This window comes from Pantoea sp. B566 (assembly GCF_024793925.1).
Taxonomy (GTDB): domain Bacteria; phylum Pseudomonadota; class Gammaproteobacteria; order Enterobacterales; family Enterobacteriaceae; genus Pantoea; species Pantoea ananatis.
In genome coordinates this window covers 3,553,632-3,569,173 of the sequence record NZ_JANUQL010000003.1, presented here as the reverse complement: position 1 = coordinate 3,569,173, position 15,542 = coordinate 3,553,632, and the positions used below count along the sequence as shown (strand labels likewise).

Sequence of the window (15,542 nt, the reverse complement as noted above, 5' to 3'; positions counted from 1 at the left end):
GCATCATCGATTAACGCTGAAGCTCGTCCATCGCGGGTTCGTCGAGGTGGGCAATATCACCCGCCGTTTCCACGACCCAACCCTGTGCCAGCCATGCGCTCTGCTGATGATCAACGCGGGAAATCGAACAGTTGCGCAGGCGCAGGCGACGTTCGGCATAGGCCGGTAGTCCCAGAATGGTGCTGACCAGCACGCCCAGCGCCATGCCGTGGCTGACCAGTAGCGGGCGGCTCCCTGCCGGCAGCGCCAGGCAGGCATTAAGTGCCTCCTGCATACGCTGCGCCAGTTCCGTCATGGATTCGCCCTGAGGAATGCGGCCGCCCTCGCTGCCGTTCACCAGCGAAGCACGCCAGCCCTCTTCTTCCGGGCTCAGTTCATCTAGCAATCGTTTTTCCAGTATGCCCATGTTCAGCTCCCGCAGTCGCGGGTCGAAAGTGATATCACAACCACAGGCATCGGCAATGATTTCAGCGGTGCGCCGGGTGCGCCCTAAATCGCTGGAAATAATATGCGTGATACCGGCGCTTTTGATGCGTTCACCGACCTGACGGGCTTGTTGCTCACCTTTTTCCGTCAGCGGACTGTCGGAGTGCCCTTGAATGCGACGTTCTGCATTCCATACCGTTTCACCGTGACGAACAAGATAGACCTGTAGCATGCTTAGTTTCCGTTATACTGCGACCAAAATCGCCTTAATTACCTGAGGGTTCAATTAATTATGTACCATGTTGTCGCAGCTACCATCAATCCAGCGAAGATTCGTGCGATTGCTCAGGCATTCAACGACGTTTTCGGCGAGGGATCCTGCCATATCGAAGGGGTCGAGGTCGAGAGCGGCGTTGCGGCACAGCCTTTAACCAACCTCGAAACGCGAACTGGCGCACGCCAGCGCGTGATGAATGCCCGTCAGGTTCGTCCGGAAGCCGACTTCTGGGTGGCGATTGAAGCCGGAATTGAAGAAGAGTGCGCTTTTGCCTGGATGGTGGTGGAAAACCAGAAACAGCGGGGAGAGTCACGTTCGGCCAGTTTTACCCTGCCGCCGGTGGTGATGGCCGGTTTACGTGAAGGACGCGAACTGGGTGAGGAGATGGCGCGCCTCACCGGCATCGACAATATTAAGCACAAAGGCGGCGCAATCGGCACCCTGACCCAGGGCCTGCTCAGCCGCTCCAGCGTTTACCACCAGGCTCTGATACTGGCGCTCTGCCCGCTAACCCATCCGTTCTATCAGCAGTAATCAGCGACGCGTCAGGTGTGCTTCCAGCCACTGCTTCAGTGCCGGAGGCGCCTCTTTCAGGCTATTTGATCCGCGGGTAATCGTGGCAATGCCCACGCCCAGTTCGTTTTTCAGTTCACGCTGGCTGATGTCGCCATTCAGCAGCGATTCAATGATACGCAAGCGTGTACCAAAGGACTCTCGTTCATCTGGCGTCGTCATCAGCTGTAACAGCGGCAGCGCCTGGTTATCCGCAAAAGCCTGTTGCATCAGCTCAACAAAACGCAGCCAGTGCGCGTCCGTAGCCGGGTCAGTCGTGGATGGCACAGAGGGTTGATTCATGAGAGGCTTCCGTACTCGCTAAAGAGTACGGAAGCTTAACACAGCTAGTAGCGGCGATTCCACTCAGCATCGGACAGGATCTTGTCCGGCTGACCCAGGAAGTAGCGGTAGTACGCATCATAGGCCAGCACATTCTTCACGTAACCCCGGGTTTCCGAAAACGGAATGGTTTCGATAAAGGCGACGGCGTTGAGATTGCCTGCTGTACTGCCTTGCCAGGTCCGTACGCGTCCCGGGCCGGCATTGTAAGCCGCTGAGGCGAATATCCGGTTCTTATCAAACTGCTGATAAACATACTCCAGATATTGCGTCCCGATCTGAATGTTGGTCTGCGGATCGAACAGCTGAGACGCGTTCACATAGCCCGGGATGCTAAACATCTTCACGGTGTGTGTTGCGGTCGTCGGCATAATCTGCATCAGTCCGCTGGCACCCACCGGGGAACGGGCTTTCGGGTTCCATGCACTTTCCTGACGGGAAATCGCCATCGCATAACTCTGCGGAATGGATTTACCCTGGGTGTTCTGCTTATACAGATCCTGCCATGCCAGCGGGAAACGCTCCTTCAGGCTGTCCCACATTTTCGCGGTGATCGTGGCCTGTACGCTCAGATCCCACCAGTCCTGTTCGCTTGCGTAGCGCGCCAGCATCTGCTGCTGGACATGGGTTTTGCTGCCGATCAGGTTGGCCCACTCGCTGCGTGCCAGATTGTCCATGCCCCAGTACATCAGCTCACGCACGCGTGCGAGTTCTGGCCCCTGGGTGGTTGCCGCGTCAGGTTTGGGTGCCGCATCGACCTGAAGAGGATAGTCCACCCCTAAACGTTGTGCGGCAACCATAGGATAAAAACCGCGCTCTTTCATCAGCTTACGCAGAATGTCATCGGCTTCTTCTTTGCGATCTTTTGAATAAAGCAAATCGGCCTGCCAGTACTGCCACTCGTCTTTCTCTTTCGCTTCAACCGGCAGACGCGCAATCCAGGTGTTCAGGCCACGACGATCGTTTTCACTCAGCGCCAGGCGCACCCGCCGTTCTACTAACGCGGTCGATTCGCTGTTCATCACCACCGCATCGCGCCAGCGCGCCTGCTCGGAGGTCAGATCGCTGCCCATCATCCGCCAGACGACAATCTCTTTCAGCGCCTGCTCATCTTCTGGCCCCATTTTTTGCGCGCGCACCAGCTCAGGGATCAGGCTACGGGCTGTTTCCATATCGGCACGGGCAACGCGGGTAAAGGCAAAAATCGTGGCCTGGCGCGTGAAGTCGGTTGCGCCCACGCTGTTGGCAAAGGTCGTGACGGACTGAGGATCTTTCTGCAACGCCAGTAATGCATCCGACATCGTCTTGTAATCGGCAGGCAGCGTTTTGGCCAGATAGCTGACCAGGCTGTCATTGCCCGCTTTCATTGCCAGGCGGATACGTTCAAGAATAGTGATGGGAGAAAGCTGACCGCTGGCCTGCCACACGGAGAAGAGCTTATCGCAGTCATTCGGCAGGGCCGTGCCGCGCAGCCAAATGGCTTTGGCACCGTCAAATGCCGCCTGCTGCTTTCCGGTTGACCATTTGGCATAGTACCAGTTACAACGTGCCTGCACCGGCGTGGGCTCGTCGGGGCTGAAGTTAAGCACGCCTTGCCAGTCCTGACGATGCGCCAGTACGTTAACAAAACGCGTTTTCAGCGAGCGCGCTGGCGGTAAAGTCGGATACTTTTGAATAAAATTTTGTACTGCCAGGCTGGTTTCCTGGTCCAGGTCCTGCGCCAGCAGACGGTATTCTAAATAAGGATAAAGCGGATAATCCTGTAGCGTCGGTAACAGCTGTTCAACTGTTGCCATCTGATTACTGTCCCAGGCCTGCTTAATTTGTTGATATCGTTGCCGTTGTTGATCAAGCGAATCAGCCCATGCGCTGCCGGCCGTGCTGACCAGGCAGATCCCTATCATCCAGTTACGCCACTTCTCCACGTAAATCTCCTCTGTTGCTGGGCGCTGGCTCTGTGCCAGACGTTATTCATGCTAACCAGGGGAAGCCACTCTTGCCATGTTCTTCACAAAATTTACCTTCGCACCGCTTTAACGCACCCTGATGTCACACTGCCTGCGCGACAACTGTGCGTTTTATCATCACATCTTCTTATGGCTGTTCGAATTATCTCATTGATTCATGGCATTAAAATTCTGGCACGTCCTTTGCTCTGTTGAATCCCATCTTGTATACCTGTTGGAATTCACTGCATGGCTTCGACATTCGGTTTGACCCTTAATGACTGGCAGCAACGCGTTCGGCAACACCCGGAGCAGGTTCACACGCTGCTGGCTGAACACCTTTCTGAGCTGGATCCAGACGATAATGCGTGGATCTGTCTTGCCACTCCCGCCCAGTTAATGGCGCAAACTGAGCCGCTCCTGGCACGTTACCAGCAGGATCCGGATGCCCTTCCACTGTTCGGTGTTCCCTTTGCCGTGAAAGATAACATTGACGTGGCTGGCTGGCCGACAACGGCAGCCTGCCCTGCATTCCGTTATATCGCCGCCGAGGATGCCTTTGTGGTGGCACAGCTTAAAGCGGCGGGCGCGGTGGTGATGGGGAAAACTAACCTCGACCAGTTTGCTACCGGACTGGTCGGTACACGTTCACCTTACGGCGCGGTATGTAACACCTTTGACACGGACTTTGTAAGCGGCGGCTCCAGTTCGGGATCGGCCTCGGTACTGGCTCGAGGGCTGGTGGCGTTCTCTTTGGGTACCGATACCGCCGGTTCAGGCCGGGTGCCCGCCGGTTTCAACAATATTGTCGGTCTGAAACCGACCAAGGGCTGGCTGTCTGCGCGCGGTGTCGTTCCTGCCTGCCGCCTGAACGACACGATTTCCGTCTTTGCGCTGACGGTGGACGATGCGTTTCGCGTCGCCAGCCTGGCGGGAGGATACGATGCTCAGGATGCCTACTCGCGCGTTCATCCTCGTACGGCGCCCGCGGGCATGAAATCCCATCCTGATTTCGCGATTCCTGCCGCCCCCGTGTTTTTTGATGATGCGGCTGCCGAAGCGGCCTGGGACGCCGCGCTGACCGCACTGCAGGACAGCGGCGCCACGCTGCATCCGATTGATTTCACCCCCTTCACGCAGCTCGCCGAACAGCTCTACTACGGCCCGTGGGTGGCGGAGCGTACCGCTGCCGTAGGCGAGATGCTCAACCACCCGGAGAAGATGGATCCGGTGGTGCACAGCATTATCTCGACGGGTCTGAAATACAGTGCCGTCGAGGCCTTTGAGGCCGAATACCTGCGCGCCCGGCTGGCGCGCCAGATTCAGCAGGCTCTGGCGCCGTTTGATGCGCTGGTCGTGCCCACGTCCCCCACGATCTATACCCTGGATGAGATGCAGCAGGAGCCGGTGATTTACAACTCACATTTTGGTACTTACACCAACTTTACCAATCTGGCCGATCTTGCCGCACTGGCGCTGCCCGCCCCTTTCAGAAACGACGATCTGCCCGCGGGCATTACGCTCATCGCCCCCGCCTGGCATGACCGCGCGCTGGCGCAGTTTGGCCTGCGCTGGCAGCAGGCTATGGCCCTGCCGCGCGGCGCCACTGGCAAGGCCCAACCCGCTGAGCCTGCGCCGCTTCCCCTTTCCAGCGACCACGTTCGCATTGCAGTGGTGGGCGCGCACCTGACCGGCATGCCACTTAACTTTCAGCTCACGCAACGCCAGGCCGTCCGGGTAGAAGAGACCCAGACGGCCAGCCAGTATCGCCTGTTTGCCCTGCTGGATGGCCCGGTCAAAAAGCCGGGACTGATGCGGGCGGAACAGGGCGCCGCCATCGCCGTCGAGCTCTGGGATATCCCCCTGGCGCGCTTTGGCGAATTCGTGGCCGAGATCCCACAACCCCTAGGCATTGGCAGCCTCACGCTTGCCGATGGTCGCGTGGTGAAAGGCTTTATTTGTGAAGGTTCCGCGCTGACGCACGCGCTGGAGATTACCGAATTCGGCGGCTGGCGTAACTGGCTCGCTTCTCTGGAGAGTTAATCAATCATGTTCAGCACCGTTCTGATTGCCAATCGTGGCGAAATTGCCTGCCGCGCTATCCGTACCCTGAAACGTTTGGGCATTACCAGCGTCGCGGTCTTTTCCAATGCCGACCGTAACGCGCAACATGTCAAAGATGCCGATATCGCTATTTGTCTGGGCGGTGACAAAGCCAGCGACAGCTATCTGCGCATTGATAAAATTCTGGCGGCCGCGCAGGAAAGCGGCGCCCAGGCTGTCTGGCCGGGCTACGGTTTTCTCTCTGAAAGCCTGCCGTTTGCCGCCGCCTGTGAGGAGGCCGGCATCGTATTTGTTGGACCGACAGCGCAGCAAATTGGTGAGTTCGGTTTAAAGCACCGTGCCCGTGAACTGGCAGCGCACGCCGGTGTTCCCATGACGCCAGGCACGCCGCTGCTCGACTCGCTGGATGACGCCCTGGCCGCCGCGAGTCATATTGGTTATCCGGTGATGTTAAAAAGCACGGCCGGGGGCGGCGGCATCGGCCTGACGCGCTGCGCGGATGCCGAGGCGCTCCGGCATGCCTGGGAGAGCGTGCGCCGGCTTGGCGAACAGTTCTTCAGCGACGCAGGCGTATTTCTTGAACGCTGCATCGATCATGCCCGCCATGTTGAGGTACAGATCTTTGGCGACGGCAAAGGCACCGTGGTCGCTCTGGGCGAGCGCGACTGCTCTCTGCAACGCCGCAACCAGAAAGTGGTAGAAGAAACGCCCGCTCCCTGTTTGCCCGCTGCAACCCGCGATGCGCTGCTCGCCTCGGCAGTCCGGTTGGGCGAGGTGGTCAATTACCGCAGCGCGGGCACCGTCGAATACATTTACGATGCGCAGCAGGACGCCTTCTATTTCCTGGAGGTCAATACCCGCCTGCAGGTTGAACATCCGGTCACCGAATGCGTCACGGGTCTTGACCTGGTCGAGTGCATGTTGCGCGTGGCTGCCGATGAAGCGATCGACTGGCCGCGCCTGCAGCAGGCACCTCAGGGCGCCTCGATCGAAGTCCGGCTCTACGCTGAAGATCCGCTTAAACACTTTCAGCCTTGTCCCGGTGTCTTAACCCATGTGCACTTTCCCGAGGATGTGCGCGTCGATAGTGGAATCAGCACCGGTAGCGACGTATCGAGCTACTACGATCCCATGATCGCCAAGCTGATCGTTCATGCTGAAACCCGGGACGCCGCGCTGGCCAAACTGCAACGCGCGCTTAATGCCACTCAACTGCACGGCATCGCCACCAATCTTGATTACCTGCGGCAGGTCATCGCCACCGACGCCTTCCAGAGCGGCAACGTCTGGACTGGTTTTCTGGATGATTTCACGCCGTCGGCCGCGGTAGTGGAAGTTCTGCAGCCCGGCACCTTTAGCTCCGTGCAGGACGTTCCGGGCCGCCTTGGCTACTGGGATATCGGCGTACCGCCCTCCGGCCCCATGGACGACTATGCTTTCCGGCTGGCTAACCGTATCGTCGGCAATCATGAGGCCGCAGCAGGACTGGAATTTACCTTACAGGGCCCGACGCTGCGTTTTCATTGTGCGACGACAATTGCCCTGACCGGCGCTGACTGCGCCGCCATGCTGGATGGTGAACCCGTTGCAAACTGGCAGCCTGTCACGGTCAATGCGGGACAAACGCTCACGCTGGGCCGCGCGCTGCAAGGCTGTCGCTGTTATCTGGCCATCCGTAATGGTTTTGACGTACCGGAATACCTCGGCAGCCGCTCCACTTTCTCGCTCGGTCAGTTTGGTGGGCACGCGGGGCGGACGCTGCGGGTTGCCGATATGCTGCCGGTTTCCCAGCCGCTGCTGGCCGCCTGCACCACACCGGCCCCGATCAGCGCGCCCCAGGCGCTCAGCCCGGCGCTGATACCGACCTACACGAACGAATGGCACATTGGCGTGCTGTACGGGCCGCACGGCGCACCTGACTTCTTCACCCAGGCCGCCATCGACGACTTTTTTGCCAGCGACTGGCAGGTACACTACAACTCAAACCGCCTTGGCGTACGCCTGGTCGGGCCAAAACCGAGCTGGGCTCGCGCTAACGGCGGTGAGGCCGGTCTGCATCCCTCCAACGTACATGACTGCGAGTATGCTATCGGCGCAGTCAACTTTACCGGTGATTTCCCGGTGATCCTCACCCACGACGGCCCCAGCCTTGGCGGCTTTGTCTGCCCGGTAACGATAGCCAAAGCCGAGCTGTGGAAAGTCGGTCAGGTTAAACCTGGTGACAGCATCCGTTTTCACCCCATCAGCGTAGAGGAAGCGACCGCGCGGGAACAGGCTCAGAAGCAGGTGATTGCCACGCTGCGGCCCCACTCTGCGCCCGCGTTTGACGTCCCCTCGCTGGCTGAAAACCGCTTTGGTTCCGGCACCCTGCTCGCCGCTGTCGCCGCCACGGAAACCTCCCCCAGGGCGGTCTATCGCCAGGCCGGTGATAAATACATCCTCATCGAATATGGCGACAACGTCCTCGATCTGGCATTGCGTCTGCGTGTGCATTTGTTAATGGAGGCGCTGCGTGCTCAGCCTGTTACCGGGATCGAAGAGCTCTCTCCTGGCGTGCGCTCGCTGCAAATTCGCTACGACAGCCTGGTCCTGAGCCAGTCGCAGTTAATGAACGTGCTGCTGGAACGGGAAGCGATGCTCGGCAATGTCAGTCACCTGAAAGTTCCGTCACGCATCGTCTGGCTGCCGATGGCCTTTGAAGACAGCGCGACGCTCGGTGCGGTGGAACGCTATAAAGAAACCGTGCGTGCCAGCGCGCCCTGGCTGCCAAATAATGTCGATTTTATTCAGCGCATTAACGGATTAACCAGCCGCGACCAGGTCCGCGACACGATCTTTGAGGCCAGCTATCTGATTTTAGGGCTGGGGGATGTGTACCTTGGCGCGCCCTGCGCCGTGCCTGTCGATCCCCGTCACCGCCTGCTGAGTTCCAAATACAGCCCGGCCCGTACCTTTACGGCAGAAGGCACCGTCGGCATCGGCGGGATGTATATGTGCATTTACGGCATGGACTCGCCCGGCGGCTATCAGCTGGTGGGCCGTACCTTACCTATCTGGAACAAGTTCCTCAAAAATGCGCAGTTTACTGCAGGCGAACCCTGGCTGCTGCGCTTCTTCGATCAGGTGCGCTTTTATCCCGTAACGGAAGAGGCGCTGACGCAGTTACGTGACGATTTCCGCGAAGGTCGCGCCACGCTGCGTATTGACGAAACTGAATTTGACTTTGCCGCTCACCAACAATTCCTGGCGGATAACGCTCAGGACATCACGGCGTTTCGCCAGCGTCAGGCAGCGGCTTTCGAGCAGGAAGTCACGCGCTGGTCGCAGGAGGAACAGGAGATCGCCTCTCCTCCAGATAAAGCGCCTCACACCGCCGCTGAAGATGACAGCGCGCACGCGGTGCAGGCAGATATGAACGGCAATATCTGGAAAGTGCTGGTACAGCCCGGGGATGACGTCAGCGCGGGTCAGACGCTGGTGATTGTTGAAGCAATGAAAATGGAGCTGGCGATTGCAGCCCCCTGCGCCGGTCGGGTGAAACGCATCGCCTGTCAGGCAGGGCGTGCCGTCAGCCCTGGCGATACGCTGCTGTGGCTGGAATAAGGAGAGCCGATGACAACCCGTTTACCCCGTAATAAAGCGCGTCCGGAAGCCCTGGCGGAACGTGTTTACCAGACGCTGAAAAACGACATTTTTGAGTTTCGCCTGATGCCCGGTGACCGCTTCAGCGAGAGTGAAATTGCTGAACGTATGGCGGTCAGCCGCACGCCAGTCCGGCAGGCACTGTTCTGGCTGGAGCGTGAAGGCTATGTCGATGTGTGGTTTCGCAGCGGATGGCAGGTCAAAACCTTCGATTTTGCCTATTTCGAAGAGCTGTACGATCTGCGCACGGTACTGGAGTGCGAAGCCGTGAAGCGTCTGTGCGAACTGCCCTCGGCGCAGTGCGCCGCCCGGCTGCGCGAGCTTTATCAGTTCTGGTGTGAGGCCGCCCGGCTGGATGACGGCAAGAAAGTGTCGCAGCACGATGAGGCCTTTCATATGACGCTGGTCGCCGCCGCAGGCAACAGTGAGATCGCGCGTATTCACGCTGAACTGACCGAGAAGATCCGCATTATTCGTCGTCTCGATTTTACCCGCGAAGACAGGATCGCGGCGACGTATCGCGAGCACGCGCAAATTTTACAGGCCATTTTTTTGCAGCAGACCGGCAAAGCCCAGCAGATGCTGAGCGAACACATTGCCGCCAGTAAGGCTGAGGTCAGGAAGATCACGATCCATATGTTACAGCAGGCCAGGCTCCAACCCATCGAATAACGCATCCATCTAACCAGGGGTTTAACATTGATGAAAAGACGTTCATTGCTCAAGGCTTTTGCACTCTCCGCTACCGTTGCAGGTATGGGATTCTCATGGAACGCCCAGGCGGCTGACACCATCAAAGTGGGTATTATGCACTCGCTTTCCGGCACTATGGCGATTTCCGAAACGCCACTGAAAGATGTCGCCCTGATGACCATTGATGAAATCAATGCGAAAGGTGGCGTGCTGGGTAAAAAGCTCGAACCGGTGGTGGTGGATCCCGCCTCAAACTGGCCGCTCTTTGCCGAAAAGGCGCGCCAGCTGCTGACCCAGGACAAAACTGCGGTGGTGTTTGGCTGCTGGACCTCGGTATCACGAAAATCCGTGCTGCCGGTCTTCGAAGAGCTGAACGGCCTGCTCTTCTACCCGGTACAGTATGAAGGTGAAGAGATGTCACCGAACGTCTTCTACACCGGGGCAGCCCCTAACCAGCAGGCTATTCCGGCAGTGGAATACCTGATGAGCCAGGATGGCGGCGGCGCGAAACGCTTCTTCCTGTTGGGAACAGATTATGTGTATCCCCGCACGACCAACAAAATTTTGCGGGCTTTCCTGCACACCAAAGGCGTACAGGATAAAGACATCGAAGAAGTTTATACCCCGTTCGGCTACAGCGATTACCAGACCATCGTGTCCAATATCAAGAAGTTCGCCGCAGGCGGGAAAACCGCGGTGGTCTCCACCATCAACGGGGATTCCAACGTGCCGTTTTACAAAGAGCTGGCGAATCAGGGCATCAAAGCCACCGATATACCGGTGGTGGCGTTCTCAGTGGGCGAAGAAGAGCTCCGTGGAATTGATACCAAACCGCTGGTCGGCCAGCTCGCCGCCTGGAACTACTTCGAATCGCTGGATAACCCGACCAACGCCAAATTTGTCGCCGATTACCGTGCTTATGCCAAAGCCCATAACCTGCCGAATGCCAGCAGCGTTGTGACGAACGATCCGATGGAGGCGACCTACGTAGGGATCCATATGTGGGCGCAGGCCGTCGAAAAAGCGGGCACCACCGACGTGGATAAGGTGCGCGCCGCCATGGCCGGTCAGACCTTTAAAGCGCCGGATGGCTTTACCCTGACGATGGATCAGACTAACCACCATCTGCATAAACCCGTGATGATTGGCGAAGTGGAAGAAAACGGTCAGTTCAACGTGGTCTGGCAAACCGACAAACCGGTACGCGCCCAACCCTGGAGCCCGTATATCCCCGGTAATGACAAAAAACCCGATCACCCGATGAAAACGTCTCAGTAAGACAGGTGCCGCCCCTGATCCCTCTGTGGGGCGGCAGTAAGGACTTCCTATGATCGCCTATTTGATGAGGCTCTCCCATGACGCTTCGCCTGTGTTTCTTTAGTTTTTTGCTGCTCCTGCCGCTGTTTGCCAGCGCCGGACCGGCGGCCGACTTCGCCGCGGCGAGCCGCGCTCAGCAGGCGGAATTGCTGCAACAGTGGGCCGCTGCGCCAGATGTCAGCCTGTTGCCGCTGCTTCAGGCGCTGAAAGCCGAAACCGTGGTCACGGATCAGGATCGTCATCCTTTTAGCCAAACCGGTAATGGGCTCCAGCCGCTGGATACGTCATCACAGCCGAAGGGCGCGCTAAAAAAACTGTTTATGAATAACCGGTTGCGCGTGCTGGTCGCCAGTGCGCTCGCCGCACATCAACTGGTGAGCAGCGACGCCAGCGTACGCCTGAGTGCGGCACAGCAGTTACAAAATGACGCCGCCGCCGATCTTCTCCCGCTGATTACGCAACGCCTGAGCCTCGAAAAGGATGCGCGCGTGCATGCCGCGCTGGCGATGGCGGCGGCCAGCCTGCAACTGTCCAGCCCTCAACCCATGGTTCGGCTGCGGGCGGTGAAACTGCTGGGCGAGTCCGGCGATCCTAACACCCAGGCCAGCCTGCAACGGCTGACCCAGCCCACAGTGGAGCCCGATGAAACCGTACGCGAGGCGGCAAAAGAAAGCCTGCAACAGATTAAAAGCCGCCTGATGTGGGGCGATCTGTTGGGCCAGGCGTTTAGCGGCCTGTCGCTGGGTTCGATACTGCTGCTTGCCGCCCTGGGCCTGGCGATTACCTACGGCCTGCTGGGCGTGATCAATATGGCGCACGGGGAAATGTTGATGCTGGGTGCCTACGCGACCTGGATGGTGCAAAACCTGTTTCAGCAGTTCGCGCCGCATTACATCGGCTGGTATCCGCTGCTGGCGCTCCCGGTCGCCTTTGGGTTAACGGCGGTTATCGGTATGGCGCTGGAGCGCACCATTATCCGTCACCTGTATGGCCGTCCACTGGAAACCCTGTTAGCCACCTGGGGCATCAGCCTGATGCTGATTCAGCTGGTGCGGATGCTGTTTGGCGCGCAGAACCTTGAGGTTGCGAACCCCGCCTGGCTGTCCGGCGGATTGCAGGTGCTGCCGAATCTGGTTCTGCCCTGGAACCGTATTGCGGTCATTCTGTTCGTGGTGTTTGTGCTGATCCTGACCTGGCTGCTGCTGAACCGCACGCGGCTGGGGATGAACGTGCGGGCGGTAACGCAAAACCGGGCCATGGCCGACTGCTGCGGCGTGCCAACAGGCCGAGTCGATATGCTGGCTTTTGGCCTGGGCTCCGGCATCGCCGGGCTGGGCGGCGTGGCCCTGTCCCAGTTGGGAAATGTCGGACCGGAACTGGGCCAGGGCTACATTATTGACTCTTTCCTGGTGGTGGTGCTCGGCGGTGTGGGGCAACTGGCCGGCACCGTCGTGGCTGCGCTGGGGCTGGGCATTCTCAATAAAGTGCTGGAACCGCAAATCGGCGCGGTGCTGGGGAAAATCCTGATTCTGGTCATGATCGTGCTGTTTATTCAAAAACGTCCGCAAGGGTTATTTGCGGTGAAAGGAAGGGTGACTGACTAATGACGCAACCCATCTCCTTACGTCTGGCTCGTCAGGCCCCGCGCCTGACGCTGGGTATTGGCGCACTGGTTACGCTGATGCTGCTGATCATGCCATTTCTGGCGCTGCTGCCGGCAACCCATCCGCTGGCGATATCGACCTATACCTTAACCCTGGTGGGTAAAATTCTGTGCTATGCGGTGGTCGCGGTGGCGCTGGATCTGGTCTGGGGTTATGCCGGTTTACTCTCTCTGGGACACGGCCTGTTTTTTGCGCTGGGCGGCTATGCGATGGGCATGTACCTGATGCGCCAGGCGGCGGGCGACGGCGTACCGGCCTTTATGGCCTTTCTCTCCTGGGATCGGCTGCCGTGGTTTTGGGCGGGCACCCAGCATTTTGCCTGGGCGCTGTGCCTGATTGTACTGGTTCCCGGCCTGCTGGCGCTGGTCTTTGGTTTTTTCGCCTTCCGCTCGAAAATTAAAGGGGTTTATTTCTCCATCATGACCCAGGCGCTGACCTATGCCGGCATGCTGCTGTTTTTCCGCAATGAAACCGGCTTTGGTGGCAACAACGGCTTTACCGGCTTCACCACCCTGCTGGGTTTTAATGTTACCGCCACGGGCACGCGCATCGGCCTGTTTGTCGCGACGGTGATATTGCTGTTAGTCAGTTTAGGCCTGGGTTTTGTCCTGGCACGCAGTAAATTCGGCCGGGTGCTGACGGCGGTCCGCGACGCGGAAAACCGTCTGATGTTCTGCGGTTACGATCCCCGTGGCTTTAAGCTGTTCGTCTGGACGCTGTCCGCCGTGTTATGCGGCATGGCGGGCGCACTTTATGTGCCTCAGGTCGGCATTATTAATCCTGGTGAAATGTCCCCCACCAACTCCATCGAAGCCGCTATCTGGGTCGCACTGGGTGGACGCGGCACCTTAATTGGCCCGCTGCTGGGCGCCGCGATTGTTAACGGCGCGAAGAGCCTGTTTACCGTTGCCTTCCCCGAGTACTGGCTGTTCTTTCTGGGGATGATGTTTATTCTGGTCACGCTGTTTCTGCCGCGTGGCGTGATTGGCTTACTCCGCCGGAGAAAAGATGACTGAGCACCCGTATACCCAATCATTTCCCGCCGATCGTCATCGTGTTCAGCGCGATCCGGTGCTGCAACTGGAAGCCGTCACCGTCTCTTTTGATGGCTTTCGCGCCCTGTCCGATCTGTCCTTACAGATAGGCGTGGGCGAACTGCGCTGTGTGATCGGCCCTAACGGCGCTGGAAAAACCACGCTAATGGATGTGATTACCGGTAAAACACGACCGGATAAGGGCCGGGTCATTTACGATCAGGATAATGACCTGACCAGCCACTCCCCCGTTGAGATTGCCCGTCGCGGTATCGGACGCAAATTTCAGAAACCCACGGTGTTTGAAGCGCTGACGGTGTTTGAAAATCTGGAAATTGCCCTGAAAACCACCAAAACCGTTTGGGCCAGCCTGCGCGCACGGCTTAACAGCGAGCAGCGGGATCGGATTGACGAGGTCCTCGTCCTGTTGCGGCTTACGGGTTCGCGTCACCGCCAGGCGGGCCTGTTGTCGCATGGACAGAAACAGTTTCTTGAGATCGGCATGCTGCTGGTGCAGGAGCCGCACCTGCTTCTGCTGGATGAACCTGCGGCCGGCATGACCGATGCGGAAACCGACTATACCGCCGAGCTGTTCCGTAGCCTGGCAGGGAAACACTCACTCATGGTGGTTGAACACGACATGGGCTTTGTGGAAACCATTGCCGACTACGTCACGGTTTTGCATCAAGGCAAGGTGCTGGCGGAAGGTTCGCTGCGCGAGGTTCAGGCCAACGAGCAGGTCATCGACGTTTATTTGGGGCGCTAAATGTTACAGGTATCTGAACTGCATCAGTATTACGGTGGCAGCCATATTCTACGCGGCCTGTCTTTTGAGGTAAAAACAGGCGAAATCACCTGCCTGCTGGGCCGTAACGGCGTGGGCAAAACCACGCTGCTGAAATGCCTGATGGGATTGATTCCGGCCAAATCGGGTGAGGTACGCTGGCAGGACAAGCCGATCGGGACGCGCAAGCCGCATCAGCGCGTGCAGTCCGGCATCGCTTACGTGCCACAGGGCCGCGAAATTTTCCCCCGTCTCACGGTTGAGGAGAATCTGCTAATGGGCCTGTCCCGCTTCTCCGCCTCACAGGCCAAACAGGTGCCTGATGAGATCTATCAGCTGTTTCCCGTGCTGTTCGACATGAAGTCGCGGCGCGGAGGCGACCTGTCCGGGGGACAACAGCAGCAGTTAGCGATTGGTCGCGCGCTGGCAAGTCGTCCGCAGTTGCTGATCCTCGACGAGCCGACGGAAGGGATCCAGCCGTCGGTGATCAAAGAGATTGGCATGGTGATCCGTCAGTTGGCGCAGCGCGGCGATATGGCGATTCTGCTGGTTGAGCAATTCTATGATTTCGCCGCTGAGTTGGCCGACAGCTATCTGGTGATGTCGCGCGGCGAGATTATCCAGCGCGGTCGTGGCAGTGACATGGAGGCGGAGAACGTGCGCGGTCTGGTCGCCATCTGACATCTCCTCCCCGGCAGGCCAGATCGCCTGGCCTGCCTTCACGTTGTACGTGAAGCGTGTTGAATGTTTCTCCCTCGCCCCGCCCGATACAACCTGCCCGAAAAGGCTTCCCTGACGCAC

The 15,542-nt window shown here is 58.5% G+C and carries 12 protein-coding genes; 9 read left to right on the top strand and 3 right to left on the bottom strand.

Annotated features, from left to right (window positions below; genetic code table 11):
• Positions 1–10: 10 nt before the first annotated feature.
• Entirely contained in the window at positions 11–658 is a 648-nt protein-coding gene (gene gpmB / locus NYE92_RS18265; RefSeq protein WP_014606621.1) for a 2,3-diphosphoglycerate-dependent phosphoglycerate mutase GpmB, read from the bottom strand.
• 60 nt (positions 659–718) lie between these two features.
• On the opposite strand from gpmB, the gene yjjX reads away from it, so the two are divergent.
• Complete coding sequence (yjjX, locus tag NYE92_RS18260) at positions 719–1,237, top strand: inosine/xanthosine triphosphatase (protein ID WP_013024544.1); 519 nt, start codon at positions 719–721, stop codon at positions 1,235–1,237.
• On the opposite strand, the gene trpR is transcribed toward yjjX, so the two are convergent.
• Both trpR and sltY read right to left on the bottom strand, forming a co-directional pair.
• The gene (gene trpR, locus NYE92_RS18255; protein WP_013024543.1) at positions 1,238–1,558 is read right to left on the bottom strand and encodes a trp operon repressor; all 321 of its coding nucleotides are present in this window, start codon (positions 1,556–1,558) and stop codon (positions 1,238–1,240) included.
• 44 nt (positions 1,559–1,602) lie between these two features.
• A complete protein-coding gene (gene sltY, locus NYE92_RS18250; RefSeq protein WP_013024542.1) occupies positions 1,603–3,522 on the bottom strand; it encodes a murein transglycosylase in 1,920 nt (639 codons plus the stop codon).
• A gap of 270 nt (positions 3,523–3,792) precedes the next feature.
• Here sltY and atzF point away from each other — a divergent pair, with 270 nt between their 5' ends.
• From atzF to urtE, 8 genes are all read left to right on the top strand, one after another.
• Positions 3,793–5,586 carry an allophanate hydrolase gene (gene atzF / locus NYE92_RS18245; protein ID WP_019106394.1) on the top strand — a complete coding sequence of 598 codons (1,794 nt, stop codon included), beginning with the start codon at positions 3,793–3,795 and terminating at the stop codon, positions 5,584–5,586.
• Positions 5,587–5,592: 6 nt separating this feature from the next.
• Entirely contained in the window at positions 5,593–9,210 is a 3,618-nt protein-coding gene (gene uca / locus NYE92_RS18240) for an urea carboxylase (protein WP_014595300.1), read from the top strand.
• A gap of 9 nt (positions 9,211–9,219) precedes the next feature.
• A complete protein-coding gene (locus NYE92_RS18235) occupies positions 9,220–9,921 on the top strand; it encodes a GntR family transcriptional regulator (RefSeq protein ID WP_013024540.1) in 702 nt (233 codons plus the stop codon).
• A 30-nt stretch (positions 9,922–9,951) separates the two neighbouring features.
• Positions 9,952–11,220, top strand: coding sequence for an urea ABC transporter substrate-binding protein (gene urtA / locus NYE92_RS18230; protein ID WP_064373188.1), 1,269 nt, complete (start codon positions 9,952–9,954; stop codon positions 11,218–11,220).
• 77 nt (positions 11,221–11,297) lie between these two features.
• The gene (gene urtB, locus NYE92_RS18225; protein WP_109706994.1) at positions 11,298–12,863 is read left to right on the top strand and encodes an urea ABC transporter permease subunit UrtB; all 1,566 of its coding nucleotides are present in this window, start codon (positions 11,298–11,300) and stop codon (positions 12,861–12,863) included.
• Positions 12,863–13,939, top strand: a complete 1,077-nt coding sequence (gene urtC, locus NYE92_RS18220) for an urea ABC transporter permease subunit UrtC (protein ID WP_013024537.1) — start codon at positions 12,863–12,865, stop codon at positions 13,937–13,939. The genes urtB and urtC overlap by 1 nt, the downstream gene beginning before the upstream one ends.
• Complete coding sequence (gene urtD / locus NYE92_RS18215; RefSeq protein ID WP_014595297.1) at positions 13,932–14,723, top strand: urea ABC transporter ATP-binding protein UrtD; 792 nt, start codon at positions 13,932–13,934, stop codon at positions 14,721–14,723. Before urtC ends, urtD begins: the two co-directional genes overlap by 8 nt.
• Positions 14,724–15,422 carry an urea ABC transporter ATP-binding subunit UrtE gene (gene urtE, locus NYE92_RS18210; RefSeq protein ID WP_013024535.1) on the top strand — a complete coding sequence of 233 codons (699 nt, stop codon included), beginning with the start codon at positions 14,724–14,726 and terminating at the stop codon, positions 15,420–15,422.
• Positions 15,423–15,542: the final 120 nt, after the last annotated feature.